Below are 26,504 nucleotides of genomic sequence, written 5' to 3'. Positions count from 1 at the left end.
GATGCGCATGACTGAACGAGCCCGGAATTGACATCATCAACCTCCCCTTCAACCACCAGCGCGGCAGAAACCCGCGGCGCGCCACACGCCACCAGTCCACACGCCACCCCGGACGCCGCTTCCCCTGACCACGCCGCCGGCACAGGCCCGGGTCGTTCCGCCTCAGCGGGGGCTGCCGGACGCGGCCGTTTCGCCCGCCTTCCGCTCCTGGCTGGCCGCAGCTTCATCCCACTTGGCCTCCTTGCCCGGTTGCCCCTTGCCATGCTGACGGTGGGAACCCTCACCATGATCACCTCCGTCAGTGGTTCCTACGCTGTGGGCGGTGTTGCAGCAGGAGCGGTCGGGATCGGCTCCGCACTGGGCGCCCCGCTACTGGGAGCCCTGGCCGACCGGCAGGGACAGCGGCCGGTGCTGGTCGCCGCCGCCGTCATCAACACCGCAGCCGTGCTGGCTTTGATCCTCGCCGCCGCCGGCATGGGAACGTCCGGCTTCCAGGCTGCCGTCCTTGCCGCAGCCTTCGCGGCCGGTGCCAGCTGCCCACAGGTGGGCCCGCTGGCCCGGGTCAGGTGGATGGCCCTGACGTCACGCGGCCGCCTGCAGGACAACGCGCGCGACCTGGACACCGCGCTTTCCTATGAAAGCACCGCCGACGAGGTGACCTTTGTCCTCGGACCGGCGCTGGTGGGGATCCTGGCAAGCCTCCTGGCACCCTGGCTTCCGCTGGCGCTGGCAGCCGCCATGACCATCACGCTGGTGCCGGCCTTCGCCGCCCACCCCACACACCGTGCGGTGCGGCCACACCGCCGGCCGGCGGGCAAGGCGACGGGCACCGCCCCGGTTGCCGGCAGAATCCCGCCGGCGGTCGCGCTGCCCGTGTTCGCCATGGTCTGCATGGGAACGTTCTTCGGTTCAACGCAGGCTGCCCTCAGCTCCTTCTCGGCAGGTGTCGCCGGCTCGGAAATCGCCGGCCTGCTGTACGCCGTGATGGGCCTGAGTTCAGCGGCCACCGCGCTGTCGGTCGCCTACTGGCCCCGGCGGTTCAGCCTGTCCTGGCGCTGGGTTCTGTGCGCCGGCCTGATGGCGGCGCTGGCACTGCTCCTGCTGGTGCCGTCGTCGCTGGCCGCGATGGTGGCGGTGCTGCTGATCCTGGGGCTCCCGGTTGGGCCGGTCATGGTGACTGTCTTCGCCGTCGGCGGTGTGGTGGCGCCGGCACGACGCCTTGGCACGGTCATGACGGCGCTCGCCAGCGGCATTGTGGCGGGAACGGCCCTTGGCTCGTCCATCGGCGGCCACCTCGCCGAGGCGGGCGGCCACCACGCGGCTTTCCTGGTGCCCGTCTGCGCCGCGGTGTCGCTGGCCCTCCTGGGAGCTGCTGCCGCCGTCGTCCTCCGCCGCAAACGCAACCGGACACAAGTGCCCTGACCAAGGGGAACATTCCCGCAAAGTTACCCCTGCGGGGGCACTCCGTACGGCGGTGGCGCCCTTGCCGTCAGGCCAGCTGGCGCTCGATCCGGGCCGCGCTTTCGGCCAGTGCCGCGCCGACCCTTTCCGGCTCGTGTGATGAGCGGATGTAGACGACGGCGAGTGCTGCCGGCCGTCCACCCGGAACCCGAACCGGGGCTGCCAGGGACGATACGCCGGCGATCACTTCGTCGTGGCTGGCCGAGTATCCGTTCCGGCGGGCCTCGCCGGCCTCCGCCCGGTAGGGGATGCCCGTGTTCAGCCGGTCCCATTCGGCCTCGGTCATTGCCGACTGGATGGCGATACCCGGAGCGCCGGCGTTGATGGGATGCCGGGTACCGGGATGCTGGGCAACCGTTGCCCCTGAATGCCGGGGCTCTACCGTGACAAGGGTGATGCAGTCGTGGTGGTCCCACACCGCCACAAAGGCTGTCATGTCCAGGGTGTTGGCCAGGTGCGTGAGCTCGGGGAGGGCGGCCGTCTGGAGGTTGCGCGAAACTCCCCGCGCCAGCACCGCAAGCCCGGGTCCCGGCTGGACCCGGCCGGCGTCATCCCGGACCAGGAGCGAGTGGTCCTCAAGGGTGCGCAGGATCCGATAGGCCACCGAGCGGTGCACACCCATGGCATCGGCCAGTTCTGCGATGGTCAGCGGGCCGGGCGCCGCTGCGAGGATTTCCAGGGCGCGGATCCCGCGGGAGAGAGTCTGGGACGGAGAAGCCTGTGCCGGCGCTGCTCCGGCCGGGGCTGCGGCGGTGGGAGTCATGGTGTCCATCCTAGGTGGCCGTCCGCCGCGGTAGTGCGGCTCTTGTTGAGCAGCCCTTACAAGGCTAGCGTTCCTGAATAAGAACAGGCGGTTCCAATATAGAACTCACCGCTTCCGGAGTCCATCAAGGCAAAGTTTGCGCCAGGCGTGTCCCGCCTCACATTTTCGTAGTACCCTACTAACTAACTGACCGTTCTGTCGGTAATCATGAAGGCGTCCCGGCGGCACTGCTGCCGATAAACAATGGAGTTTCAATGACCACACCTTCCAAGGTGGACACTCTTGCCGGTCCCAGTACCCGGCAGGAGGAACGCAAAGTCCTCGCCGGCACCCTCGTCGGCACCACCATCGAGTGGTACGACTTCTTCATCTTCGCCCAGCTGACCGCCACGCTGCTGTCACCGCTGTTCCTGGCGCCGCTGAACCAGTCCAACCCGGGGCTGGCGCAGATCCTCTCCTTTGCCCTGATCGGCATCAGCTTCCTGTTCCGGCCCCTGGGCGCCGTCGTCGCCGGCCACCTCGGCGACCGGCTGGGACGCAAGGCCATGCTCGTCTTTACCCTGGTGATGATGGGTGCCGCCACCGCACTGATCGGCATGCTGCCCACCTACGCGCAGATCGGCGCCTGGGCTCCCATCCTCCTGATCCTCCTGCGGATCATCCAGGGCTTCTCGGCGGGCGGTGAGTGGGGCGGCGCAGCGCTCATGGCCGTGGAACACGCGCCCCTGAACAAGCGTGGCCTGTTCGGCGCCTACCCGCAGATCGGCGTGCCGATCGGCATGATCCTGGCCACCGGCCTGCTGTTCTTCCTCAACAGCAGCATGTCCCGTGAGGACTTCGCTGCCTGGGGCTGGCGCGTGCCGTTCCTGCTGTCCATCGTCCTGATCGTGGTGGGGTACCTCATCCGCCGGGCCGTGGCGGAAAGCCCGGTCTTCCAGGAAATGGCGGCCCGGAAAGCGGAAAGCAAGGCGCCCCTGGGCGAGCTGGTCCGCAGCCACAAGAAGCCGGTCCTGTACTCCACCATGATCTTCATCGCCAACAACGCGGCCGGGTACCTGCTGATCGCCTTCTTCATCGCCTACGCCACCCGCACACTGCAGATGCCCACCCCGCAGATCCTCCTGGCCACCACCCTGGCCTCCTTCGGCTGGCTGATCTTCACCCTGGCCGGCGGCTGGCTCTCGGACCGCATCGGGCGGGTCAAGACCTTCCTGACCGGCTACGCCATCATCTTTGCCTGGATGATCCCGATGTTCGCCCTGATCGACACCAAAAACATCTGGCTTTACGGCTTGGCGCTCTTTGTCCTCACGATCGGCCTGGGCCTGTCCTACGGTCCCATGTCCGCGATGTACGCCGAGATGTTCCCCGCGAATGTCCGGTACTCGGGCATCTCCATCGGATACGCCTTCGGCGCCATCCTGGGCGGCGCCTTCGCCGCGACCATCGCCGAATTCCTGCTGCAGACGACCAGATGGACGGGGTCCATTGGCATCTACATCATGGTTCTGTGCGTCATTTCCGCCATCGGCGTGCTGCTGGCAAAGGAAACGAAGGGGCGGCCGCTGGGCGTCAGCCACCACTAATCCCCACCGTCCCCCTAACCTCGCTCCGCTTCGGCCAGGGAACCCTGACGGCGTGGGCCCATTCATACGACGGCGGGCCCGGACTTCTCCAGTCCGGGCCCGCCGTCCTTGCCTACCAATTCCAGGCGCTGTTACTGCTTCAGGAAGCTGATGGCGTCGTCGTCGGTCAGCTGTTCGAAATGCCGGTAAAAGCTGCCTACCGCGCGGAACTTGCCCGGTACGTGCAGGCACAACACAGCGTCGCAGACCCGCTCCACCGAGGCTTCGGCGTCGATGGACCCCACCGGGGCGGCGGCAACCACCGCGGCCGCCCCGCCCTCGCGAACTGCCTCGACGGCGGCCCGCATGGTGGCGCCGGTGGCCAGGCCGTCGTCGATCAGCAGGACGGTCTTGCCGGCCACGTCATGGCCGGTTCCGGGGTAGACGTCCACCCGCCGGAGCAGTTCGGCGCGCTCGCGTTTCTCCACCTCGTCCAGCCACTCGGGGCGGACACCGTGCTCCACGACGCGGTCCAGCAGGGGCTTGTTGATCAGCCGGACGGTTCGGCCGCGTGCCCACGCCAGCGCTCCGTAGGCCGTTTCCTCATGGCCCGGAATCCCCAGCTTGCGTACCAGCACGGTTCCCAGGGGGAGGTAGAGGGCCTTTGCTGCAGCAGCGGCCACCGGGATCCCGCCGCGGGCGAGGCCCAGGACCAGGGTGTCCGGCCGCTCGCGGAACTGCGGAAGCACCGCGGCCAGGCGCTCACCCGCCTCCGTGCGGTCTTCAAAAAGCGTAGCCATCTGCTCCTCCAGGCTTTCCAGGCCCCCGGTTTCAGCCTACCGCCAGGAACCCGGCACGGTGCGTTCGGCGGGCGTTCCGCTGGGGAAACCGGACGTCACACCGACAGGAACGTGATGGCGGCCTGCTTGAAGGCCCTGCTGGTGACGGCGTTGGTGTGGTTCCGCCCCGGCAGGACCAGCTGCTCGGCCATGGAGCCGGCGTTCTGTGCCAGCTCCATAAGCTTCGGCAGGCTCCCAATCCGTTCATCCTGGTCACCGGCCACCAGGAGCATCGGCACATGCGGGACGGCTTCGGACGGGTCGTAGGGTTCCGCCTTGATTGCCTCCACCAGGGAGAGCAGCGCGAAGATGTTGTTACTGGGCAGCAGCAGGGCCATCTTCAGGAGCCTGGCCGTGGATTCGTCGGCGATCGGCGTGCCGTCGGCCAGGTAGTCCTGGGCGGCCACAAGATCGAACTCGGCCAGCGGATCGGCAATGTTCGGCCCGCCCAGGACCAGGCGGTGGACGAGCTCAGGCTGGGTGGCCCCAAACTCCCAGGCGAGCCGGGAACCCAGTGAGTAACCGACCACGTCCAGGCCGCTGGAAGGGTCACCGTCCTGCAGGGGCCGCACGCCGGCGTCGAACGCTGTCTGCAGCAGGTCCGCGCGGATCCTGCTCGGGGAGTAGGAGTCGCGGTCCTCGGGGGCGCCGCTGCGGCCGTGGCCCGGCAGGTCTACGGTGATGACCCGGCGTCCGGCCTCGAGGAGGGCGGCCACCCAGCCGGTGTCCTCCCAGTTCAGCTTGGAGGAGGAAGAGAAGCCGTGGAGCAGCAGGACTGGCCGGAGCCCGGCGTCAACGGCGGGATCATGCAGCGCCACATACAGCTGCGGGTCGGTGCCCTCCACGGTGTGCGTCTGCTGCTGCCCTGTGTGCCTGCCGCTCATGGTGTCAGTCCTCATCAACTACGGCGCCCGGGGACCCGGCGCTACGGTTCCTCATCCTTCGGAGCCGTGCCCGCGAAGGTAGGCACCACTCTACCTGCCGGGCGAACCGGAAAAACCAAGGCCCGCTGCCCGTTTCCACCCCGGGCGTGGCGCGGCCTACCGGTCCTGCCGTGTCCGGCCGGCGAGCCGGGCACTCACTGCGCAGGCCGCCGCGATGCCCGCAATCAGTGCGAAGGTGCTGAAGAGCTGCACCCGGCTGCTCTCGGCGCTGAAACCCACCGTGAAAATAAGGCCCAGCAGGACCAGTCCCAGGATGGTAAGCCCTGGAAATCCCTTCATCCGCAGGGGCAGGGGAGTGCCGTCGCGGTCGGCGCGGCGCCGCAGGACCAGTTGGGACACCAGCGCGCTGCCCCACACCACCAGGCAGGTGGACCCGACCAGCTGGAACAGGGCAGGCAGGATCCGCTCCGGGAACAGCAGTTCCAGGACCGTGGCGATGAAGCCGAAGGCCACGGACACCCCGACTGCCAGCATCGGGACGCTCGCACCGCTCAGCCGGGACAGGAAGCGCGGCGCCTCCGCCCGCTCGGCCAGGGAGTAGACCATCCGCGACGCCCCGTACAGGTTGGCGTTCAGTGCCGACAGGAGGGCGACGACGGCCACCAGGGTGATGGCGGTTGCGGCGCCGGGAATCCTGGCCGCGTCCAGGACGCCCGCAAAGGGTGAGGCCAAACCTTCGGAGGTGGCCGGCAGCACGGCGGCAATCACAAAGACCGAACCGATGTAGAAAACCAGGATGCGCCACACCACGGTGCGGATGGCCTTGCCCACGCTGTGTTCAGGGTCTTCGGTCTCCGCGGCTGCCACCGAAACGATCTCCGTGCCGCCGAACGCGAAGATCACCACAAAAAGCGCCGACGCGACGCCGCCCAGGCCCTGCGGGGCAAAATCTGCGGTGAGGTTGGCCAGGCCGGGGGACGCGACGTCCGGAAGGATGCCCAGGAGCAGGGCGGCGCCCACGGCCAGGAACAGCACGATGGCCGCCACCTTGAGGATGGCGAACCAGAACTCAAACTCACCGAAGTTCCGGACGCCGGCAAGGTTGATGCCGGTGAACACCACCATGAACACCAGTGCCAGCGCCCAGACGGGAACCACGGGCCAGACGGAGAAGAGCAGGCCCGCTGCGCCAAGTGCTTCCGCAGCGATCACCACCACCAGTTGCAGCCACCACAGCCAGCCGATGGTGGCGCCCGCGGTCTTGCCCATGGCCCGTTCGGCGTAGACGGAGAAGGCGCCGCTGTTCGGGTTCGCGGCCGCCATCTCACCCAGCGCCCACATCACCAGGATGATGAGGGTTCCCGCCACCAGGTAGGAAATGAGCACGGCCGGGCCTGCCGCCTGGACGCCGGCCCCCGACCCGAGGAACAGTCCTGCGCCGATGGCGCTGCCCAGCCCCATCATGGTGAGCTGGCGGGGTTTCATGCTGTGGCCGAGGTGGCTGTGCGGACGCGCGGTGGCGGACTTCGTTGTCATGCGGGCTGAACCTTCTTGGGGTCTAGGGAAAGGGCTCCTCGTGGGACCACTTGAATTTACCGTGTTGGGGGCGCCGGCCGTACCCGGCACATCCGGGGCTGGACTACGTGCGGCCGGAAACATTTCCCATTCCGGCCGGAATCCCCGTAGAATTAGTTTTGGTCACGATGACCATAACTAAAGCGGGCGCTCAGCGCCCATATCGGCCGAAGGCGGTGGAAGCATGTACAGCAGCTCAGCGAATGTCTCGGAGCGCCAGGCTGCGCCGCCGTCACTCGCAATCTCCACCGTCATTTTCGCGCTCCGGCCCAGCGAAACGTCCGGTCGGCCCACGCTCTGGCTGCCGCTGGTCCGCCGCATCCGGGAGCCCTTCAAAGGACTCTGGGCTTTGCCGGGAGGGCCGCTCACCCACAGCGAATCGCTGCAGGACGCCGCGTCACGGAACCTTCGGGAGACAACCGGACTGGCCCCCAGCTACCTGGAACAGCTGTACGCCTTCGGCGGCCTGCACCGCTCACCCACCCAGCGCGTGGTCTCGATCGTCTACTGGGCGCTGGTCCAGCCGACGGAGGCTGCCCTGGCGGACGTCTCGGAGAACGTGAGCTGGTTCCGCGCGGACCGCCTTGGGGACCTGGCGTTCGACCACAACGCCATCGTGGACTACGCGCTGTGGCGACTGCGCAACAAACTTGCCTACGGCTCCGTGGCCTACCACCTGCTGGGCGAGTACTTCACCCTGGCGCAGGTCCGGGAAGTCTACGAGGCCGTGCTGGACCGCGAACTGGATCCCGCAAACTTTCGCCGGCAACTCAGGTCCACCCCCGAAATCGAAGAAACAGACCAATTCCTCCAGGGCGGCAAGCACCGCCCGCCACGCCTCTACCGCTTTACCGGCCGGCCCGGCCTTGACCCAGACAACAGGAGCACACTATGAGCAGCGTCAACACAGCAATCCAGCTGATCACGCGCGAACAGGCCGAAAAAGGCGCGGCGGCGAAGGGCAGCACCTGCAGCCCCGCCCTCGCCAAGGGCCCGTGGGACTACGACCTGGCCGAGGCCCTCGCCGGCGTGCCCGCTTACGGTCCCGGGGCGTCCAGTGCCGACGTTGCCCCGGCCGCCACGCCCCGCCAGGGTCAACTTCCCGAGGAGTACAAGCAGGCCAGCGATGCCGAACTGGCCGGACGTATCCTCGCGGCAAAGGCTGAACTGGGGGACCGCGCCGTGATCCTGGGCCACTTCTACCAACGGGACGAAGTGATCCAGTACGCGGACTTCGTGGGTGACTCCTTCCAGCTGGCCAACGCCGCACTCACCAGGCCTGACGCGGAGGCGATCATCTTCTGCGGCGTCCACTTCATGGCCGAAACCGCAGACATCCTCTCCACCCCCGAACAGGCCGTCATCCTGCCCAACCTTGCCGCCGGATGCTCCATGGCCGACATGGCGGACGCCGACTCCGTGGCTGAGTGCTGGGAACAGCTGGAGGAAATCTTCGGTACCGAGCCCGACGCCGACGGCCGGGTTCCGGTCATCCCCGTCACCTACATGAATTCCTCCGCAGCCCTCAAGGCCTTCTGCGGCGAGCACGGCGGCATTGTCTGCACCTCGTCCAACGCCAAAACCGTCCTGGAATGGGCCTTCCAGCGGGCCCGTCGCGTGCTGTTCTTCCCCGACCAGCACCTGGGCCGCAATACCGCCAAGGCCCTGGGTGTGCCGCTGGAGCAGATGCCCATGTGGAACCCCCGCAAGGACCTCGGCGGGAATGACGAACAGGCTCTCCTTGATTCACGGGTCATCCTGTGGCACGGGTTTTGCTCGGTCCACAAGCGCTTCAGCGTGGCGCAGATCGAGAAGGCCCGGGCCGATTTCCCGGGCGTCCAGGTGATCGTCCACCCCGAGTGCCCCATGGAGGTGGTGGACGCTGCGGATTCGGCGGGCTCCACGGACTTCATTAAAAAGGCCATCGCCGGCGCCACGGAGCCCACCACGTTTGCCATCGGCACCGAGATCAACATGGTGAACCGGCTGGCGGCCGAATACCCGCAGCACACCATCTTCTGCCTGGACCCCGTGATCTGCCCCTGCTCCACCATGTACCGGATCCACCCGGGCTACCTGGCTTGGGTGCTCGAGGAACTCGTTGCCGGCAGGGTGGTCAACCGGATCACCGTAGATGACGCTGTGCAGGCCAACGCCCGGACCGCGCTCGAGCGCATGCTCGCCGCAAGGCCGTAATGAAAAGGCAGCCGAACATGCCCGCCCCCAGGACGGCAACTATGCCGCGGGGCAACGCGGGCGGCGTCCCGCAGCGGCGGCTGATCGTCGTCGGCAGCGGCATCGCCGGACTGTACGGCGCGCTGCTGGCAGCGGACGCAGGCGCCGACGTTGTCCTGCTGACCAAGGGCCAGCTGGATGAAAGCAACACCTGGTACGCCCAGGGCGGCATCTCGGCCGTGCTCGCCCACCCCGCACCCGGAGACTCCGTGGCTGCGCACATTGCCGACACGCTCCAGGCCGGGGCCGGGCACTGCGACGAGGACGCCGTCCGCCTGCTGTGCACCGAAGCACGCCAGGACATCGCAGGGCTGCAGCGCTTCGGCGTGCGTTTCGACCTGGGGCACGACGGCGGCCCGGCCCTGGGCCTGGAAGCGGCACACAGTGCCCCCCGCATCCTGCATGCGGGCGGCGATGCCACCGGAGCCAAGGTGGCTGAAGGTCTCATCCGCTCGGTACTGGCACGGGAGGCGGAGGGAAAGCTCACCGTCCTGGCGGGGGCCTACGCCACCGCCCTCGTGCAGCGGGACCGCAAAGTTACCGGCCTGGAGTACCTGCGGGACGGCCGCCGCTGCAGCATCCAGGGGGACGCTGTCCTCCTGGCCACCGGGGGCGCCGGGCAGTTGTTTGCCCAGACCACCAACCCCGCCGTGGCCACCGCCGACGGCCTCGCGCTCGCCGTCCGCGCCGGCGCCGCCGTGTCAGACCTGGAGTTCTTCCAGTTCCACCCCACCTGCCTGGTGAACGCGGCCACGGCCCATCCTTCCCGCCTGGACGGGCCCCTGCTGATCTCTGAAGCAGTCCGCGGTGAAGGGGCAGTCCTGCTGGATGCCGGTGGCCGCCGCTTCATGCGGGCCTACCACCCCGACGCCGAACTTGCCCCGCGCGACGTGGTATCCCGCAGCATCGCCCTGCACCTGGCCAAACTCGGCGACCCCAACGGCCACGTCTACCTGGACGCCCGGGTCATCGAAGAAAACCGCGGCACCGGCTTCCTCGAACGCCGGTTCCCCACCCTCACCCGGAAAACCCGCGAGGCCGGCATCGACTGGACCCGCGAACTGGTCCCCGTCGCCCCCGCTGCCCACTACTGGATGGGCGGCATCACCACCGACCTCCACGCCCGCACCAGCATCCCCGGCCTGTACGCGGCCGGCGAAGTTGCCTGCACCGGCGTCCAAGGGGCAAACCGGCTGGCCAGCAACTCCCTTCTCGAAGGACTCGTCTTCGGGCGCCGAGCTGTTGAATCCTTTCTTTCCTGCTCTGCATGGGTGTCGCCTGACGGCGCTCCTCCGCGTACTAGCTCGGCCGCGGGCGGCCTCCCTTTGACGTACGCTTCCGGAGCCCCGGCAGTCGACGAGTGCGGGTCACCTTCAGAAGGGCTTCCGATCAACGCGGCGGCCGAATTTGGTGCTTCGGGGGGGAGCCTGCTTGCCAACTTCGGTGGGGGGAGTGAGCCGTTTTCGCGGGATGCTCTTCGGCGGTTGATGACGTCGCATGCCGGGGTGCTCCGCTCCAAGGAACTGTTGGAAGAGGCGGCCGGAATCCTTGACCGGTGGGCCGCCGTCGTTCTTCCCGATGCTGTTGCTGCCGGCGGGGATGGCGATCCTGTGGAACTCGAGGACCGGAATTTGTTGCTGGCAGCCCGGCTGCTCGTCGCTGCCGCGCTTGCCCGCCGCGACTCCCTTGGGGCGCATTACCGCAGCGACGAGCCCGAAGAACCCGAAACTTATTCCCTTCGCCCGAAAGCGAGCCTCCTCAATGACTGAACACTCCGTGCTGGACCAGGCCATCCGCAGGCACGCGGCGCCCGCACTGACCCTGCCCGCGGCCCCTGTCCGGGAGATCCTCGAACGCGCGTTTGCCGAGGACGCTCCTGCCGGTGACATCACGTCACAGCTCCTCATTCCCGCCGACGCGCGCGCCACGGCCGTGCTGAACGCCCGCGTCGCCGGAGTCCTGAGCGGGGCAACAGTCTTCCGGGACGCCATGCAGCTCGTGGACCCCGGCACCTCCGTTGAGCTGCTGGTGGCCGACGGGGAAACGTTTGACGCCGGAACCCACCTCGCCCGGGTCAGCGGACCGGCGCGGTCGGTGCTCCTTGCCGAAAGGGTAGCGCTCAACCTGGTCCAGCGGATGTCCGCCATCGCCACCAGGACCGCCGAGTTCGTGCAGCTCACGCAGGGCACGTCCGCCCGAATCACGGACACCCGCAAGACAACCCCCGGGCTGCGCGTCCTGGAACGGTTCGCCGTGCGCTGCGGCGGGGGAGCCAACCACCGCTACAGCCTCTCCGACGCCGTCCTGGCCAAGGACAACCACCTTGCCGTCATGACCGGCGGGGACCCGGCCAAGCTCACCGGACTCCTGCTGGCCGCCAAGGCCCAGCTGGGCCACACCACGCACTTCGAAGTGGAAGTGGACCACATGGACCAGATCGAACCCGTCCTGGCCGCAGGCGTGGACACCATCATGCTGGACAACTTCACCGTGGACGAGCTGAAGGCGGGCGTGGCCCTGGTGGCAGGACGGGCACGGGTGGAAGCGAGCGGAAACGTCAACCTGCAGACCGTTGCAGCCATCGCCGCCACGGGTGTGGACGTCATCTCCGTCGGCGCCCTCACACACACGGTGGCGGCCCTGGACCTCGGCCTGGACGTCGAACTGACCGTAGGGTGAACACGCCGTGATCTTCCTCGACGCCGCCGCCACCACCCCGGTCCGCCGGGAAGTGCTGGACGCCATGTGGCCCTACCTGACCGGCGAATTCGGGAACCCCTCGAGCCACCACACCCTCGGTGAGGCAGCGGCCCGGGCGCTCGCAGATGCGCGGGCCTCGGTTGCTGCCGTCCTCGGTTGCCGGCCCGGCGAGGTGACGTTCACCTCCGGGGGCACGGAGGCGGACAACCTGGCCGTCAAAGGTATTGCCCTGGCACGGCAGGCCGCCGACCCGGCACTGACCAGGGTGGTGATCAGCGCCGTCGAACATCCCGCGGTGGAGGAATCAGCCCGGTACCTCGAGCGCTTCCACGGCTTCACCATCGATGTGCTTCCCGTGGACAGCACCGGCCAGGTCACGCCGGAAGCACTGGCCGGCCTTCTCCGGCCGGAAACCGCGCTCGTCAGCGTCATGTATGCCAACAACGAGGTGGGCACCGTCCAGCCCATCGCCCGGCTGGCCGCGCTGGCCCGGGAACACGGTGTGCCCTTCCACACCGATGCCGTCCAGGCGGCGGGCTGGCTGCCGCTGGACACCAAGGCGCTGGGCGTTGATGCCATGAGCATCTCCGGGCACAAACTCGGTGCGCCCAAAGGCTGCGGCGTGCTGTTCGTGCGGGGCCGGACCAGGCTGGAGCCGGTCATCCACGGCGGCGGCCAGGAACGCGGCCGGCGCTCCGGGACGGAAAATGTGGCCGGAGCCGTTGGCCTGGCCACCGCCCTGACACTTGCCCAGTCCCGGCAGCGGGACCAGGAAGTGCGGGTAACGGCGCTCAGGGACACGTTCATCAGTGCCGTGCTGTCCGCTGTACCCGGGGCGGTCCTCACCGGCCATCCCACGGAGCGGCTTCCATCCGTGGCGTCGTTCTGCTTTCCCGGGACGAGCGGCGAATCCGTGCTCCTGGAACTGGAACGCCAGGGGGTAGTGTGCTCAAGCGGATCAGCATGCGCCGCAGGCTCCGATGCGCCCTCACCCGTGCTGACCGCCCTCGGGATTTCCGCCGAGGTGGCGCAGACGGCGGTACGGTTCAGTTTTGACGCGTCGGTGACGATGGAAGACCTGGACGCTGCTGCCGGGGCAGTCAGCACGGCGGTCGCGAGTGTCAGGACCCTCGGCGGGGGCTAGCGGTGCCTGGTCGTGAGCAGGCGGCGGACGGGCTGTTATTCCTCCGCAAGGGCAGGGACGGGAATAATCCGTCACTCGTCAGTAAAGCTCGCCTACCGGGATCTCCACGGCCAGCCTGTTGGACGGGCCGGGCAAAGGGCATGCCCAGGCCTCGTTGTACGCACACGAGGGGTTGTAGGCAAAGTTGAAGTCCAGGACGAAGGTGGCTGCGGGGCCGGTGCCCTGGACGCCGTGGAAAGCGCCCTTGATGGTGTCCAGCAGGTACCGGCCTGCCCCGTAGGTTCCACCCGACTGCCCGGCTGTGGCGTCGCGGAACGGCACGAAGATTCCGCCGCCGTAACCGTGGAGCTTCCAGACCGCGAGCTGGCCCATCTCCGGCAGGTCGAACGTGCCCAGCCGGATGAAACGGACCACACCGTCGGTGCCCGTATCCACGGTCAGTTCGCGGCCGGCACCTTCCTTGGTCAGCGGCACATGGAAGCGGTAGATCGGATCGTAGTCCGCAGTCTTCAGCCCGGAAAACCGTGCCTTGTCTGCCGCGGTCAGCGCGGACGCCGGGTGCGTGGCGAACATCAGGTCGCGCTGGTGCCGCCAGTAGGAATGCGCCTCCGCCGGATTCTCCGCGGAGAGCTTCCGGACATTGTCATACAGCGCAAATGTCCGCAGCCGCCAGTCCGCAATGTCGACGGCGGAGATGTCCGCCGGGCTTTCTTCGGCTGTGCCGTGCTGTTCCGCCATAGCCCCAGCCTAGCCCCCGGGGCAGGCACAGCCGTCCGACGGCGACACGCCCCGCGGGTGCACCGGTTCCGGCCCACGGGGCCTGGCAGGAAACGCCCGGCGGGTGGACGGCCGGCACGGGCTCCGCGGCTAGGCTGGCTGCATGAGAGGCAAGGCATCAAAGACAGTCCTGTCCGGCGCACCACTGCTGGCGGTCGCGCTTGTCCTGGCGGCCTGCTCAAGTCCGCAGGGCAGCGGTGCGGGCTGGACGGCGCAGCCGGGTCCGACAGTGCAGCCGGACACCTCGGAACGCCCGGGGGACTCCGGAACCTCGAGCCCGTCTGCCGGGGCAACGCCGTCAGCCACCGGCGATGCTTCCGCTTCCGCGACGCCGCAGGCTGCTGCCACCGCCTCTGCCTGGAAGACGTTCTCCGATCCCGCAAAGACGGTGAGTTTCGAACTGCCGCAGGAGTGGATCGCCCAATCCGTGACGCCGGAGGAAGGCACCCTGCCCGGAGCGCTCAAAATCGAGGTGAAGAAACCCGACGGCACGTACGTCGCTGCCCTGCGGACGGGACTGCCGCCGTCGTCCGCTGAATGCCCGGAAGGCTCACGCCGGGCCTATACGGTGATCAGCAGCGTTCCCGTGGACGTGTCCGTTACGGGTGGCGAAGGAACCATCCCGCCGCGTATGGTCTTCCGCGTCATCCAGGGCTACCGGTATTTCGGTTCCTACGGCATCACCAACGTGGTGGGCGGTGCGGACAACCAGGCCTGCGAGCTGCGGAATGTGGTGCGCGGACCGGCCGGCAAGGGAGACTGGTCCTTTGGGGACCTGGTGTCCCTGAAGGCTTTCGCACCGGATGAAAAGGTGGCTCCGGCAAAGGCGTTTGACACCCTGGGCCAGGCCGCTGAGTACGCCGGCGAAAGTTCGGAATTCGCGAACGTCCAGCGGATGCTAATGTCTCTGGAGATCAAAAACTAGTCCCCGTTTCCGGCTCCCACAGGTGCCGGGGCAAACGGCGGCTTTCCTTCCGACGCCGATACCCCCGGAGATTCATGGAACGCTCTGTTTCCGCACGCCTGGCCTTTCGAACCGTAGCCAACACCAAGGTGGCCATGGCCATCGCCGTAGCGAGGAACAGCGGCTACTCCTCGTTTGAGGAATCCCTGTCCGTGATGGCCGGCGGCGAACAGGTCCCGCTCACCGAGGTCTCCGACCACCACGGCGGCCGGCTCCACTACATGGAGTTCGCGGAGCCCGCGGACGTGACCGTGGAGTACTCCGCCACCGTGGCCGGCAGGGCGGAACCGGAAGACGCAGACCTGGCGGACCGCATCCGGTACGTCCGCCCCAGCAGGTACGCGGAATCAGACCGGTTGCTGCCCACCGCCTATGCGGAATTCGACACTGTCCAGGGCAGCGACCTGCTGCATGCGGTACGCAACTGGGTCCATGGCGAGCTGCGCTACCTCAGCGGCTCATCCCGGGGCACGGACGGCGCGGTGGAAACGCTCCTGAGCCGGCGCGGCGTCTGCCGGGACTTTGCACACCTGGCCATCGCCCTGCTTCGCTCGAAGGACATCCCGGCGAGGCTGGCGGCTGTTTACGCGCCCGGCCTCAGCCCCATGGACTTCCACGCGGTAACCGAGGCCTACGTGGACGGTGCCTGGCACGTCATCGACCCCACGGGGCTGGCCCCGCGGGAGTCGATGCTGCGCATCACGGCCGGCCGGGACTCGTCCGACACTGCCTTCCTGTCCACCGTGGGCGGCAGCCTGGTCCTGAACCAGCTCGGGGTTACCGCCGTGGTGAACGGCGACCTGCCCGTGGAGGACCCTGCCCGGCTGGTGCAGCTGGGCTGACTGGCTGCCACCTGCCAGGGCCGGGGCCCTCGCGTGCTGCTGCCGAGGGCATACTTTCTCCCATCACGGAGCGACAGCGACGCGGGATCGCTAGCGGGGCGGGCGGGGGCCCAGGGAGCTCCGAAGCTTCTCGGTCAGCCTCCGGAGTTCCTTCTGCTCAGCAGCGGTGAGGGCCGGGCCCACCAGCGCGGAGATGTCACGCACGTGCTCGCGGCCAATCTCCTTTTGGAGTTCCCGCCCCTCGTCGGTCAGTTTCAGCAGCACGCCGCGGCCGTCCTCCGGGGCCGGCATCCTGGCCACCAGCCCCCGCTTCTCCAGCCGCTCCACCAGCCGGCTCAGGCTGGACTGGCTCAACAGGACGTTGTCGTTGAGCTCGTTGAGCCGGAGCCAGCCGGACGGGCAGCGGGAGAGCGTGAACAGGACGTCGTACTCATTCACCGCGAGCTTCCGGAAGGCCGGGCCCGACTGCAGCTTCCGCATGACCGCCACCTGTGCCCGGAACAGCGACTCCCAGGTCTCTGCGGCAAGGCGGACGGGTGATTCCGATCCTCCGGCAGCCATCACGCCTCCGCGGAGGTCTTCTCGGCGTCCTGCGAGGCCAGCAGCGTGGCCACGCGGGCTGCATGGGTGGGCGGCTCGGGGACGTGCGCCGGCTTCCGGGCAGCGTACTCCTTGCGCAGGACGGGAAGGACTTCCTCGCCGAACAGGTCCAGCTGCTCCAGCACGGTCTTCAGCGGAAGCCCGGCGTGGTCAATCAGGAACAGCTGCCGCTGGTAGTCCCCGAAGTACTCACGGAACGTCAGGGTCTTTTCGATGACTTCCTGGGGGCTGCCGACTGTCAGCGGTGTCTGCGATGTGAAGTCCTCCAGCGACGGTCCGTGCCCGTAGACAGGAGCGTTGTCGAAGTAGGGGCGGAATTCCTTCACGGCATCCTGGGAGTTCTTCCGCATGAAGAACTGGCCGCCCAGGCCCACGATCGCCTGGTCCGCCTTGCCGTGCCCGTAGTGCTCGTAGCGCTCACGGTAAAGGCCGATCAGCTGCTGGTAGTGCTCCTTGGGCCAGAAGATGTTGTTGGCAAAGAATCCGTCGCCGTAGTAGGCAGCCACCTCCGCAATCTGCGGGGTACGGATGGAGCCGTGCCAGACGAAGGGGGCGACGCCGTCGAGCGGGCGTGGAGTGGAGGTGAAGTTCTGGAGCGGCGTGCGGAACTTGCCCGACCAGTTGACGGTGTCCTCGTCCCAGAGCCGGCGCAGGAGGCTGTAGTTTTCGATGGCCAGTTCCACGCCGTCCTGGATGTTTTTCCCGAACCACGGATAGACCGGGGCGGTGTTGCCGCGGCCCAGCACCAGGTCAACGCGCCCGTCGGCAAGGTGCTGGAGCATGGCGAAATCCTCGGCAATCTTGACCGGATCATTCGTGGTGATCAGTGTGGTGGCCGTGGACAGCGTGATGCGTTCGGTCTGCGCGGCGATGTACGCGAGGGTGGTGGTGGGGGAGGAGGAGAAGAACGGCCGGTTGTGGTGCTCACCCAGGGCGTAGACATCCATGCCGATTTCTTCGACCTTCTTGGCGATGGCAACGGAGGCCTTGATGCGCTCGTTCTCGGTGGGGGTCCGGCCCGTGGTGGGGTCCGTGGTGATGTCGCTGACGCTGAAAACACCGATCTGCATGATGTGCCTTTCCGTTCGTGGACTTGCTGGCTTGGTTCCAGTGTAGACCAATTTAGATGCATTTGCATCTATCGACGGATACAACACATCCCGCACGAAAATATTCCGCTGTTTTACTCCGTGCTGCCGGGAGCCGCCCGGCGTCCGCTGACCTTCGGAACCATACCGGTGGTCCAGTCCTGGAATTCCTCGTCCACATCGGTTGCAGCCCCGAATTCGGGACGTTCCTGAAGCTCCCGCAGCAGGGCCTTTTTCTCGCGCCGGCCCTCCACCAGCCTGTACAGGACCGGGACCAGGACCAGGGTCAGGGCGGTGGAGGAGATCAGGCCGCCGATCACCACTACCGCCAGCGGCTGCGAGATGAAGCCTCCGCCGCCGGTGAGCCCCATGGCCATGGGGGTCAGGGCAAACACGGTTGCCAGTGCGGTCATCAGGATGGGCCGGAGGCGCTGCCGGGCCCCATGGGTAATGGCGTCGGCAACGTTCATGCCCGGCTGTCCGTCCCGCGGCTGCCGGTACTGGTTAATCAGGTCGATCAGCACGATGGCATTGGTGACAACGATGCCCACCAGCATGAGCATGCCGATCAGGGACGGCAGGCCGAGCGGGACGCCGGTCACCAGGAGCAACGCCACGGCTCCGGTGGCAGCGAAGGGAACCGAGACCAGCAGGATCAGCGGCTGGATAAGGGACTTGAAGGTGGCCACCATAATGACGTACACAATGGCGATGGCCGCCAGCAGGGCCAGGCCAAGCTGTCTGAAGGACTCGGCCTGTTGGGTTGTCGCTCCGCCGATTTCCGCCGTGACGCCCGGCGGCAGCTGCACGTCCGTGAGCCGCTTCTGGACTTCGGCGCTGACCGCTCCCAGGTTGGACCCCGACGGCGTCACGGACACGCGTGCGGTCCGCTGGCCGTTGCTGGCGGTGATGGAAGCAGGGACCTCCACCTGCTCCACGGCGGCGATGCTGCCCAGGGTGACGGGGGCGCCCCCTGCCGGCAGCGGAATATTGCGGACGGCTTCGATGCTGGTGAATCTGGTGCCCTTGCCGATTTGGACGGGGAAGTCATCGGTGTCGATCCGTACTTCCCCTGCCGGGATGGGGCTGATGGTGGATGCCAGGACGCCTGCAACCTGTTCCTCGTTGAGGCCGGCCGCCACGGCTTTGGCCCTGTCCACCTTGACCTGCACCACCGGCTGGGTGGCGGCAAGGTTGGTTGCCACTTCACTGGTGCCGGGCACACCGTTCATCGCTTCGACCATGGTGTCGCTGGCTGACTGCAGATCCGCCGTGGTGGCGGCTTTGAGGGTGATATCCACGGTGGAGGACGTGCCGAAGCCGCCCTGCTGCGTTCCCACGGATACCTTGCCCGAATCCGGTACCTTGACCAGCTCCGAACGGACGGTGTCCTGCAGCTGCACCTGGTCTGCCTTCTCGTCGGTCACCACGGTGAATGTCGAGTTGGAGGAGCCGGTGGAGATGAGGGCGGCGAAGCCGGCCTGCGCGTTGCCGGATGTCACCTGGACGTCCTTGACGCCGTCGATCCCGCGCAGGACCTCCTCAAGGCGGATGGCCGCGGCACTGGTGTCCGCCAGGCTGGTTCCGGCCGGCAGCACCTGGCGGACCGTCAGGCTGTTCTGGCCCGAATTGCCCAGGAGGTTGGTGGCCAGCAGAGGGGTCATGGCGGCGGTGGCGCCGAGAACCAGGACTGCTGCCACCAGGGTGATGACGGGGTGCTTCTGCGTCTTACTGAGGATGGGCAGGTAGCCCCGCTGCAGCCTGCTGCGCTGTTCGGCTTCCTGGGCCTTCGCCCGCGCCTCGGCGGCAAATGACCGGGCGGCGGGGGAATCCGGCTGGAAGCTTCCGGAAGCACCGGGGGTCCGGAGGAACCAGTAAGCGAGCACCGGAACAATGGTCAGCGAGACAAGCAGGGATGCGAGCAGCGCCATGGTGACGGTCAGGGCGAAGGGCCGGAACAGCTCACCTGCCAGCTCGCCGACGAAGGCAATGGGCAGGAATACGGCAACGGTGGTCAAGGTGGATGCCGTGATGGCGCCGGCCACCTCGCGGATGGCCGTGAGGATGGCGGTGACCTTGTCCTCGCCGTAGGTAAGGTGGCGCTTGATGTTCTCGATGACGACGATCGAGTCGTCCACCACGCGGCCAATGGCGATGGTGAGCGCACCCAAAGTGAGGATGTTGAGAGAGTAGCCGGTGGCTGAGAGCCCGATGAAGGTGATCAGCAGGGACAGCGGAATGGATACCGCGGTAACCAGGGTGGAGCGTGCGGACATCAGGAAGACCAGGATGACGGCGACGGCGAAGCCCAGCCCCAGCAGTCCCTCGGTGGTGAGGTCCTTGATGGATTTTTCGATGAAGGGTGCCTGGTCGAAGACCGGAGTGAACTTCGCGTTGGAGCCGAGCTCTGCCTCCAGTTCGTCCAGGGTGTCCCGCACTGCGTGCGAAATGCCCACCGTGTCACCCTCGGGTTTCTTGGTGACGGACACGGCCAGGGTTTCGGTCCCGTTGGTGCGGGTGATGGACGTCCGCTCGTCGTCCTGGAGGGAGACGTCCGCCACCGAGCCGATGGTGGCCGCATTCTTTGCTCCGGATAACGGGAGGGCCTTGATGGCGTCGAGCGAATCGACAGGACTGCCGATCTGCAGTGAGAGCGTCTTGCCCTGTTCCTCCAGCGTTCCGGCCGGCAGCAGCGCGCCGTTGTTTGCGAGCGCATCCCGGATGGACGTGATGGACGCCCCGGCAGACGCCATGGCGTCGCTCCGGGGGAGAATCTCGATGTGCTGGGAGGCGCCGCCTGTGACATCGGCGCCCCGGACGCCGTCGATCTTCTGCAGCCGGGGCACGCTCAGCCGCTGGAGGTCCGCATTCAGTTCACTGAGGGTCTTGTCCGAAGACACCGCGAGGAACACGATGGGGAAGTCGCTGATGCTGCCGGCAATAGCCTGCGGCTGGACGTCTTCCGGGAGGGACCGCTTGGCGTTGGAGATGGCCCGGTCAATCTGGTTCCGTGCCCGGTCCAGGTTGGAACCGTAGGTAAACACCATCGTGATCTGCGAAACCCCGTTGCGCGACGTGGAGGAGGTGGATTCCAGCCCCTCCACGCCGTTCAATGCAGTCTCCAGTGGCCCGCTGACCTGTTTGTCCACCACCTCCGGGGAAGCCCCGGGCATGGCAGTCAGCACCGTGATCTGGGGGAACTCAATGGAGGGAATGAGCTCCTGCTTCAGCGACGACATGGTGATCACGCCGAAAACGGAAGCGAAAACAGTGATCAGTGCGATCAGCGCCCGGTTCGCCAGTGAAAGGTGTGCCAGCCGGAACATCGCATGAACTCCTGTGGGGTTGACTAACTGGTGCGGACCGATGGTGCCGGCCGCGGACCCCGGCAGGGTCAGCGGCTGGCGGAAACGCCCTCCAGCTGGAGGGATTTGGCGGTTGCCTGCTCCAGCTCGACGGCGAGGTCCGGATTTTCATCCAGCTTCACCCCGTAGCCGGGCATCATGTCCTTCAGCTTCGACTGCCAGCCCTTGAAGTTCTTGGGGAACGTCTTCTGCAGCAGTTCGATCATGATGGGAACAGCGGTTGATGCTCCGGGGGAGGCGCCAAGGAGCGCACCGATGGAGCCGTCACGGCCGGCGATCACTTCAGTTCCGAACTGCAGGATGCCGCCCTTTTGCGGGTCTTTCTTGATGATCTGTACACGCTGGCCGGCGGTGATCAGTTCCCAGTCGCCGTCCTTGGCCTCCGGGTAGTACTCACGCAGCGCCTCGACCTTGTCCCCGTGGCGCTTGGCCACTTCCTTGATCAGGTACGCGGTGAGGTCCATGTTGTCCTTGGCCACGGCCAGCATGGGGATGATGTTGCCGGGGCGGATGGAGAGCGGCAGGTCCAGGTAGGAGCCGTTCTTCAGGAAGTTGGTGGAGAACCCGGCGTAGGGGCCGAACAGCAGCGACCGCTTGCCGTTGACGTACCGCGTGTCCAGGTGCGGGACGGACATGGGGGGAGCACCCACCGACGCCTGGCCGTAGACCTTGGCGCTGTGCTGGGCGGCGATGGTTTCGTCGGTGCAGCGGAAGAACTGGCCGGAAACGGGGAAGCCGCCATAGCCCTTGCTCTCCGGGATGCCGGAGGCCTGCAGCAGGTGGAGGGCCCCGCCGCCGGCGCCGACGAAGACGAACTTGGCGTGGATCTTGCCGTGTTCGCCGGACTTCGGGTACTTCAGGGAGAGGTCCCAGCCGCCGCCGGACGCCCGGGAAATTCCGGTCACGTCATGGCCGTAATTGATTTCGACGCCGTTGTTCCCGAGGTAGGTGGTCAGCTCCCGGGTGAGTGCCCCGAAGTCGACGTCGGTCCCTTCGACGGCGCGCGTGGCGGCAATGCGCTGCTTCGGGTCGCGTCCTTTGACGATGAGCGGCGCCCACTTGGCGATCTGGCCGTGGTCCTCGGAATACTCCATGCTCCGGAACAGGGTGTGGGGCTTCAGCGCCTCATACCGCGTCTTCAGGAACCGGGTGTGGTCCTCGCCGAGCACGAAGCTCATGTGCGGCACCGTGTTAATGAAGCCCTTGGGCGAGCCGATCAGGTTCCGGTCCACCAGGTGGGACCAGAACTGCCGGGAGAGCTGGAACTGCTCGTTGATGAGCAGGGCTTTGGCGGGGTTCACTGAGCCGTCTTTGGCTGCAGGGGAATAGTTGAGTTCGCAGAGGGCAGCGTGGCCGGTTCCGGCGTTGTTCCAGGGGTCGGAGCTTTCCAGTCCGGGCTGGTCCAGCCGCTCGAACAGGGAAATGGTCCAGTTCGGCTCCAGCTGCTTGAGAAATGCCCCCAGCGTGGCGCTCATGATGCCGCCGCCAATCAGGACGACGTCGGCATGTGGGGTCTTGGAAATGAAGGTCACGATCAGTCTCCGATTGCAGCGGCTCTGGCTGTCACAGAATATCCCCGGGCAGCCGACATACTGAAATTGGACCAGTCCGTCAAGGCTTTAGTTGCACCTTCGTGAAAACTTCATTTAAGACCGGCGATGCGGGATAGCTCACCACGCGGTCGGACAGGGCCAGGGCCGAGATGGGAAAGGCGATGGGAACCGCCGGCACGGTGGCTGCGATCTGGGCATTGATGGTGTGATACTGCTCATCGCGTTCCTCGCCTTCCGGCAGGCCGCGCGCCCGGTTGATTTTGGAAAAGACCTGCGGGTCCTGGTAGCCGAACTCACCGTTCTTTTCGCCGAAGAGGGGGCCCACGAAGTTGTCGGCGTCGGAATAGGATCCGTTCCAGCCAAGCAGGTGCAGCGCGTGGTCACCGGGTGACTGGACCTTCTGGAGGTAGCCGTCCGACCAGTCCACGGGGACAGGCTGGATGTTGAACCCTGCTGCCGTCAGTTGCCGGCTGATCTCGGCATAGACCTTCTCCGGAGTGGGCAGGTACGGCCGCGTGACGTTCAACGGATAGTAGAACTTCAGTTCCTCGCCGGCGTAGCCGCCTTCCTTGAGGTACTCCCTGGCCTTGGCCGGGTCGTGGCCCAACTCGGGGGCGTCGTTGTTGAAGCCGCTGATCTTTGGGGGGACGAACTGCGTTGCCCTGGCGGTGTTGTCGATGAAGAACCTGCGGATCAGGGTGTCCTTGTCGATTGCCATTTCGATTGCCTGCCGGACCTTCTGGTTCTGCAGCACCGGGATGTCCTGGTTGATGCCCACGTACATCACCGAGAACGGATCGCGCTGGACAATCTGCTTGCCGCGTTTGACCAGTTGGTCGAAGTTCCCCACCGTGACGGCGTCATAACCGTCGATCTTGCCGTCGAGCAGGGCCTGGAGCCTGGTCTGGGGGTGGTTGTACGCAAGGAAGTTGATGGTGGCGATCTGGCCGCGGTCGCCCCAGTAGGTGTTGTTGGTGACCAGGGTGACGCTCTGCTCGTCCCATGACGCGAAGCTGAATGGGCCTGTGCCCACAGGGCGGGTGGCGAAGGCCGAGACTGGCCGCCCGCCGCGGCTTTGGTCAAGGACGTCTGCGGTGCCGGACGCCAGGGCCGCCGGCGATGCCATGGCGAAGGCCGGCAGCGTCAGGGCCTGGAGGAACGCCGTGAAGCGCTGGGTGAGGTCGATCCGCACAGTGTCTGCAGAGAGGGCGGTGCAGCTCTTGAAAATGGACAGGTCGGGCTCGTCCGAGTGGGCTTTGAACACTCCCTTGAAGGAACTGCCGGGTGCCTGCCGGCGCAGGTCTGCCGGGAAGCCGAACCAGCGGTTGAAGTTGGCGCAGACGGCGTCGGCGTTGAACGGCGTGCCGTCCTGGAAGGTGACGCCGGTGCGGAGGGTAAAAGTGTAGGAGCGGCCCTCGTTGGACTCGCTCCATTCAGTAGCAAGGAGGGGTGTCGGTTTGCCGGTGGTCTGGTCCACGCCCACCAGGCCTTCAAGGATCTGGCGGGTGATGCGCTGGGATTCCACGTCGCTGGAGAGGGCAGGGTCCAGTCCCAGGGGCTGTGCGGCGGTGCCGAAGTTAAAGGTGGCGGTGGGCTCGGCAGGGGTTGTGGCGCTGGGCGATTCCGACGACGGCGAGGGGGATGGTACTGCCGTGCACGAGGTTGCCCCCAACGCCAGGAGGACGGTGCCGGCCTTAAGGACCGCGCGCCGCGATGTACTGCTGGGCACTCGTTTATCACCTCTGGATCTTGCCGGCTCCGCCGCTTGCGGGCCGCGGGACCCAGTCTAGTTGACCGGTCCAGGCTCCCCGGGAGGCCGGTTCGGGCGGTCAGCACTGAAGCCGTACCCGCTTGTGCGGGCACGGCTTCAGAAGGTGTGGGTTGCCAAGGGTTACTTGGGCATCAGCACCGAGTCGATCAGGTAGACCGTGGCGTTCTTGGTCTGGACGCCGCCGCAGATGACGCTGGCATCGTCAACCTTGAGGGCGTCGCCGCTGCCCGTAACCGTCACCGAACCGCCCTGGACGGTTGCGTGCGTGCCGGCGATCTTGTCAGGAGTGATCTGGCCCGGTACAACGTGGTAGGTCAGGATCTTGCTCAGCAGGGCGTCATCGGTCTTCAGGGTTTCGATGGTGGCTGCATCGATCTTGGCGAAGGCCTCATCCACCGGGGCGAAGACGGTGAACTCGCCGCCGTTGAGCGTGTCCACCAGGTCCACCTTGGGGTTCAGCTTGCCGGATACAGCGGCGGTGAGGGTGGTCAGGATCGGGTTGTTGGATGCGGCAACGGCCACCGGGTCAAGGGCCATGCCCTCAACGGAACCGGCTCCCGTGGGGACCTGCTCGGCGTAGCCGGCGCAACCGGGGCCCACCAGGTTGGCGGCTGGGTCCATGGCTGCGGCCGAGGAACTGGCCGACGGGGACGGGGCCATGCTGGAAGCGGCGGGGGACTCAGCCGGTGCCGAGGAGCTTGACGAGCCGGCGGATCCGCCACACGCGGTCAGGCTCAGCAGAGCTGCAGCTGCAACGCCTGCGACGGTGAAAGTTGTGCGCTTGATTGTCTGCATGTGAGTTCTCCTTGGATTATGGCGTTATGCCTGCCGCGGACTGGTGTTCACGGCATTGTTCTTGTCTGGCTGGCGGGCACCTGCCCTTGGCTGGTGTCTCACTGGGTATTCGGCCGGTGCGCAGATACGGATGGGTGGAATCCAAGGAGTTTTTTCGGCGGAGTACGAATCCGGCCTTTTTCGGGGAACAGTTCCCGGGTGCCTGGCAGGGCATAAACACAAAGAATCCCCCGGTAGTCAACCGGGGGATTCTTGTATTTCTTTGGGTGCGCAAGGGGGGACTTGAACCCCCACGCCCGAAGGCACAGGAACCTAAATCCTGCGTGTCTGCCAATTCCACCACTCGCGCCAAGCGTCCTGCCGGCGTCACACAAAAGGTACGACGGCGGATGCCAGTCTTTATTGTAGCGTTGCCCCGGCAGGACCGGAGCAGGCAACGCTGCCGGTCAGGCGTCCAGCTTCAAGTCGCGCCGCAGCTTGGCGACATGGCCGGTAGCCCGGACGTTGTACTGGGCGAGCGCCACCTTGCCCTCCGGATCCACCACGATGGTTGACCGGATCAGGCCCTGGTAGGTCTTGCCGTAGTTCTTCTTCTCACCCCAGGCGCCATAGGCGTCCGCTACAGCATGGTCCTGGTCCGAGAGCAGGGGAAAGCTCAGTTCCTCACTGGCAGCAAACTTGGCCAGCTTTTCCACGGGGTCCGGTGAGATTCCCAGGACGTCGTACCCGGCGGACTGCAGTGAAGCGAGGCTGTCACGGAAGTCGCAGGCTTCCTTGGTGCAGCCGGGAGTGGAAGCGGCCGGGTAGAAGTAGACGATTGTATGGCGGCCTTCACCGGGGGACAGGGAAACGTCCTTGCCGGTTGAATCCTTCAATGTGAAACCGGGCGCTTCATCACCGGTAACGAGTCTGTCGGCCAATGTTTTTCTCCTTGTTGCAGGCGGGTCACAACAGCCTAGTAAGGGGGAGGAACCAGTGCTAATCGGCACTTGGCTATACTTGCTGCTATGCCTGATATGGATCACTGGCCCACGGGGCGCCTCTTGTCCACTGCTGCGCGCCTCGTCGAACACTCCTGGAACGAAAAACTTGGTGCCATCGGCCTGACCCACGCCGGGGTCATTGCCATCGAGGTGCTGAACGCACAGGGCCCAATGACCCAGGCCCAACTTGCCCAATATGTGCGTGTGCAGGCCCAGACCATGGGCAAGACCCTCAGCCGGCTGGAGTCCCACGGGCATATCGCCCGTGTGCGCAGCACGTCGGACCGCAGGAGCCACGTGGTGTCCCTCACCGAACGGGGCAAGGAGGCGGTCGCTGCCGCCGTGGAGATGGAGCGTTCCGTCCTGGCTTCGGCGTCCATTGATCCCGAAGTCCTTCGCCAGGAGCTCCAGGCAGTGGTCAGGGAACTCGCAAGCCAGTTCGCCACCACGCCCGGCAACGCCGCCGCGCTCGTGGAAAATTCACCCTGACTACACTTCGCCGCCGGACGGCCGGGCGTGACCGCAGTATGCAAACTGTGGTCACGCCTTTTTTGGGGTTATAGGACAAAACGTGTGTATGGGAGAGGCTTGCTCCCCAGT

The 26,504-nt window shown here is 66.5% G+C and carries 22 protein-coding genes and 1 tRNA gene; 10 read left to right on the top strand and 13 right to left on the bottom strand.

What is annotated here, in order from left to right:
- Nucleotides 1–27 precede the first annotated feature (27 nt).
- Nucleotides 28–1,422, top strand: coding sequence for an MFS transporter (locus ACZ9BC_RS07175; protein ID WP_476245315.1), 1,395 nt, complete (start codon nt 28–30; stop codon nt 1,420–1,422).
- Between the two features lie 67 nt (nt 1,423–1,489).
- Here the strand turns inward: ACZ9BC_RS07175 and ACZ9BC_RS07170 are convergent, their stop codons facing one another.
- Complete coding sequence (locus ACZ9BC_RS07170) at nt 1,490–2,224, bottom strand: IclR family transcriptional regulator (RefSeq protein WP_476245314.1); 735 nt, start codon at nt 2,222–2,224, stop codon at nt 1,490–1,492.
- A 254-nt stretch (nt 2,225–2,478) separates the two neighbouring features.
- On the opposite strand from ACZ9BC_RS07170, the gene ACZ9BC_RS07165 reads away from it, so the two are divergent.
- Nucleotides 2,479–3,810 (top strand): MFS transporter, encoded by a 1,332-nt coding sequence (locus tag ACZ9BC_RS07165; protein WP_079597708.1) that lies wholly within the window; start codon nt 2,479–2,481, stop codon nt 3,808–3,810.
- Between the two features lie 131 nt (nt 3,811–3,941).
- Here ACZ9BC_RS07165 and ACZ9BC_RS07160 read toward each other — a convergent pair whose 3' ends face one another.
- The 3 genes from ACZ9BC_RS07160 to ACZ9BC_RS07150 form a co-directional block, all read right to left on the bottom strand.
- Nucleotides 3,942–4,589, bottom strand: a complete 648-nt coding sequence (locus tag ACZ9BC_RS07160; protein ID WP_476245313.1) for a phosphoribosyltransferase — start codon at nt 4,587–4,589, stop codon at nt 3,942–3,944.
- A 95-nt stretch (nt 4,590–4,684) separates the two neighbouring features.
- Complete coding sequence (locus tag ACZ9BC_RS07155) at nt 4,685–5,512, bottom strand: alpha/beta fold hydrolase (protein WP_476245312.1); 828 nt, start codon at nt 5,510–5,512, stop codon at nt 4,685–4,687.
- Between the two features lie 156 nt (nt 5,513–5,668).
- Nucleotides 5,669–7,048: an amino acid permease gene (locus ACZ9BC_RS07150; protein ID WP_476245311.1), complete on the bottom strand. Its 1,380-nt coding sequence runs from the start codon at nt 7,046–7,048 to the stop codon at nt 5,669–5,671.
- A 223-nt stretch (nt 7,049–7,271) separates the two neighbouring features.
- Here ACZ9BC_RS07150 and ACZ9BC_RS07145 point away from each other — a divergent pair, with 223 nt between their 5' ends.
- From ACZ9BC_RS07145 to ACZ9BC_RS07125, 5 genes are read left to right on the top strand one after another with little or no spacing between them, the layout of a single operon-like run.
- Nucleotides 7,272–7,982, top strand: a complete 711-nt coding sequence (locus ACZ9BC_RS07145; protein WP_476245310.1) for an NUDIX hydrolase — start codon at nt 7,272–7,274, stop codon at nt 7,980–7,982.
- Entirely contained in the window at nt 7,979–9,283 is a 1,305-nt protein-coding gene (gene nadA, locus ACZ9BC_RS07140; protein ID WP_079597712.1) for a quinolinate synthase NadA, read from the top strand. The genes ACZ9BC_RS07145 and nadA overlap by 4 nt, the downstream gene beginning before the upstream one ends.
- Before the next feature lie 41 nt (nt 9,284–9,324).
- Entirely contained in the window at nt 9,325–11,091 is a 1,767-nt protein-coding gene (gene nadB / locus ACZ9BC_RS07135) for an L-aspartate oxidase (RefSeq protein WP_476245411.1), read from the top strand.
- Complete coding sequence (gene nadC / locus ACZ9BC_RS07130) at nt 11,084–12,001, top strand: carboxylating nicotinate-nucleotide diphosphorylase (protein ID WP_476245309.1); 918 nt, start codon at nt 11,084–11,086, stop codon at nt 11,999–12,001. Before nadB ends, nadC begins: the two co-directional genes overlap by 8 nt.
- 7 nt (nt 12,002–12,008) lie before the next feature.
- Nucleotides 12,009–13,166 carry a cysteine desulfurase family protein gene (locus tag ACZ9BC_RS07125; protein WP_476245308.1) on the top strand — a complete coding sequence of 386 codons (1,158 nt, stop codon included), beginning with the start codon at nt 12,009–12,011 and terminating at the stop codon, nt 13,164–13,166.
- Nucleotides 13,167–13,244: 78 nt separating this feature from the next.
- Here the strand turns inward: ACZ9BC_RS07125 and ACZ9BC_RS07120 are convergent, their stop codons facing one another.
- A complete protein-coding gene (locus ACZ9BC_RS07120) occupies nt 13,245–13,904 on the bottom strand; it encodes a DUF1684 domain-containing protein (protein WP_476245307.1) in 660 nt (219 codons plus the stop codon).
- Nucleotides 13,905–14,046: 142 nt separating this feature from the next.
- On the opposite strand from ACZ9BC_RS07120, the gene ACZ9BC_RS07115 reads away from it, so the two are divergent.
- Together ACZ9BC_RS07115 and ACZ9BC_RS07110 are read left to right on the top strand one after the other, a co-directional pair.
- A complete protein-coding gene (locus ACZ9BC_RS07115; protein ID WP_476245306.1) occupies nt 14,047–14,868 on the top strand; it encodes a hypothetical protein in 822 nt (273 codons plus the stop codon).
- A gap of 74 nt (nt 14,869–14,942) precedes the next feature.
- Entirely contained in the window at nt 14,943–15,749 is an 807-nt protein-coding gene (locus tag ACZ9BC_RS07110) for a transglutaminase-like domain-containing protein (RefSeq protein WP_476245305.1), read from the top strand.
- A 90-nt stretch (nt 15,750–15,839) separates the two neighbouring features.
- Here ACZ9BC_RS07110 and ACZ9BC_RS07105 read toward each other — a convergent pair whose 3' ends face one another.
- The 8 genes from ACZ9BC_RS07105 to bcp all read right to left on the bottom strand — a co-directional run bounded on the left by ACZ9BC_RS07105 (nt 15,840) and on the right by bcp (nt 25,841).
- Nucleotides 15,840–16,310 carry a MarR family winged helix-turn-helix transcriptional regulator gene (locus ACZ9BC_RS07105; RefSeq protein ID WP_476245304.1) on the bottom strand — a complete coding sequence of 157 codons (471 nt, stop codon included), beginning with the start codon at nt 16,308–16,310 and terminating at the stop codon, nt 15,840–15,842.
- Nucleotides 16,310–17,419 carry an LLM class flavin-dependent oxidoreductase gene (locus ACZ9BC_RS07100; RefSeq protein ID WP_079597720.1) on the bottom strand — a complete coding sequence of 370 codons (1,110 nt, stop codon included), beginning with the start codon at nt 17,417–17,419 and terminating at the stop codon, nt 16,310–16,312. Before ACZ9BC_RS07100 ends, ACZ9BC_RS07105 begins: the two co-directional genes overlap by 1 nt.
- Nucleotides 17,420–17,532: 113 nt before the next feature.
- A complete protein-coding gene (locus tag ACZ9BC_RS07095) occupies nt 17,533–20,763 on the bottom strand; it encodes an efflux RND transporter permease subunit (protein ID WP_476245303.1) in 3,231 nt (1,076 codons plus the stop codon).
- A gap of 68 nt (nt 20,764–20,831) precedes the next feature.
- Nucleotides 20,832–22,334 (bottom strand): malate:quinone oxidoreductase, encoded by a 1,503-nt coding sequence (locus tag ACZ9BC_RS07090; RefSeq protein ID WP_476245302.1) that lies wholly within the window; start codon nt 22,332–22,334, stop codon nt 20,832–20,834.
- Nucleotides 22,335–22,413: 79 nt separating this feature from the next.
- On the bottom strand, nt 22,414–24,084 hold the full coding sequence (locus ACZ9BC_RS07085) for an ABC transporter substrate-binding protein (RefSeq protein WP_476245301.1): 1,671 nt from the start codon (nt 24,082–24,084) through the stop codon (nt 22,414–22,416).
- A 162-nt stretch (nt 24,085–24,246) separates the two neighbouring features.
- Nucleotides 24,247–24,921 (bottom strand): fasciclin domain-containing protein, encoded by a 675-nt coding sequence (locus ACZ9BC_RS07080; protein WP_476245300.1) that lies wholly within the window; start codon nt 24,919–24,921, stop codon nt 24,247–24,249.
- Nucleotides 24,922–25,188: 267 nt separating this feature from the next.
- Nucleotides 25,189–25,270, bottom strand: a tRNA-Leu gene (locus ACZ9BC_RS07075).
- Between the two features lie 97 nt (nt 25,271–25,367).
- Nucleotides 25,368–25,841, bottom strand: coding sequence for a thioredoxin-dependent thiol peroxidase (gene bcp, locus ACZ9BC_RS07070; RefSeq protein WP_115525584.1), 474 nt, complete (start codon nt 25,839–25,841; stop codon nt 25,368–25,370).
- Between the two features lie 96 nt (nt 25,842–25,937).
- On the opposite strand from bcp, the gene ACZ9BC_RS07065 reads away from it, so the two are divergent.
- Entirely contained in the window at nt 25,938–26,393 is a 456-nt protein-coding gene (locus ACZ9BC_RS07065) for a MarR family winged helix-turn-helix transcriptional regulator (protein WP_079597727.1), read from the top strand.
- The last annotated feature ends 111 nt before the right edge of the window (nt 26,394–26,504 follow it).

The sequence above is a fragment of the Pseudarthrobacter sp. TE3704 genome, from assembly GCF_056279405.1.
This window is presented reverse-complemented; position numbering and strand designations above follow the sequence as displayed.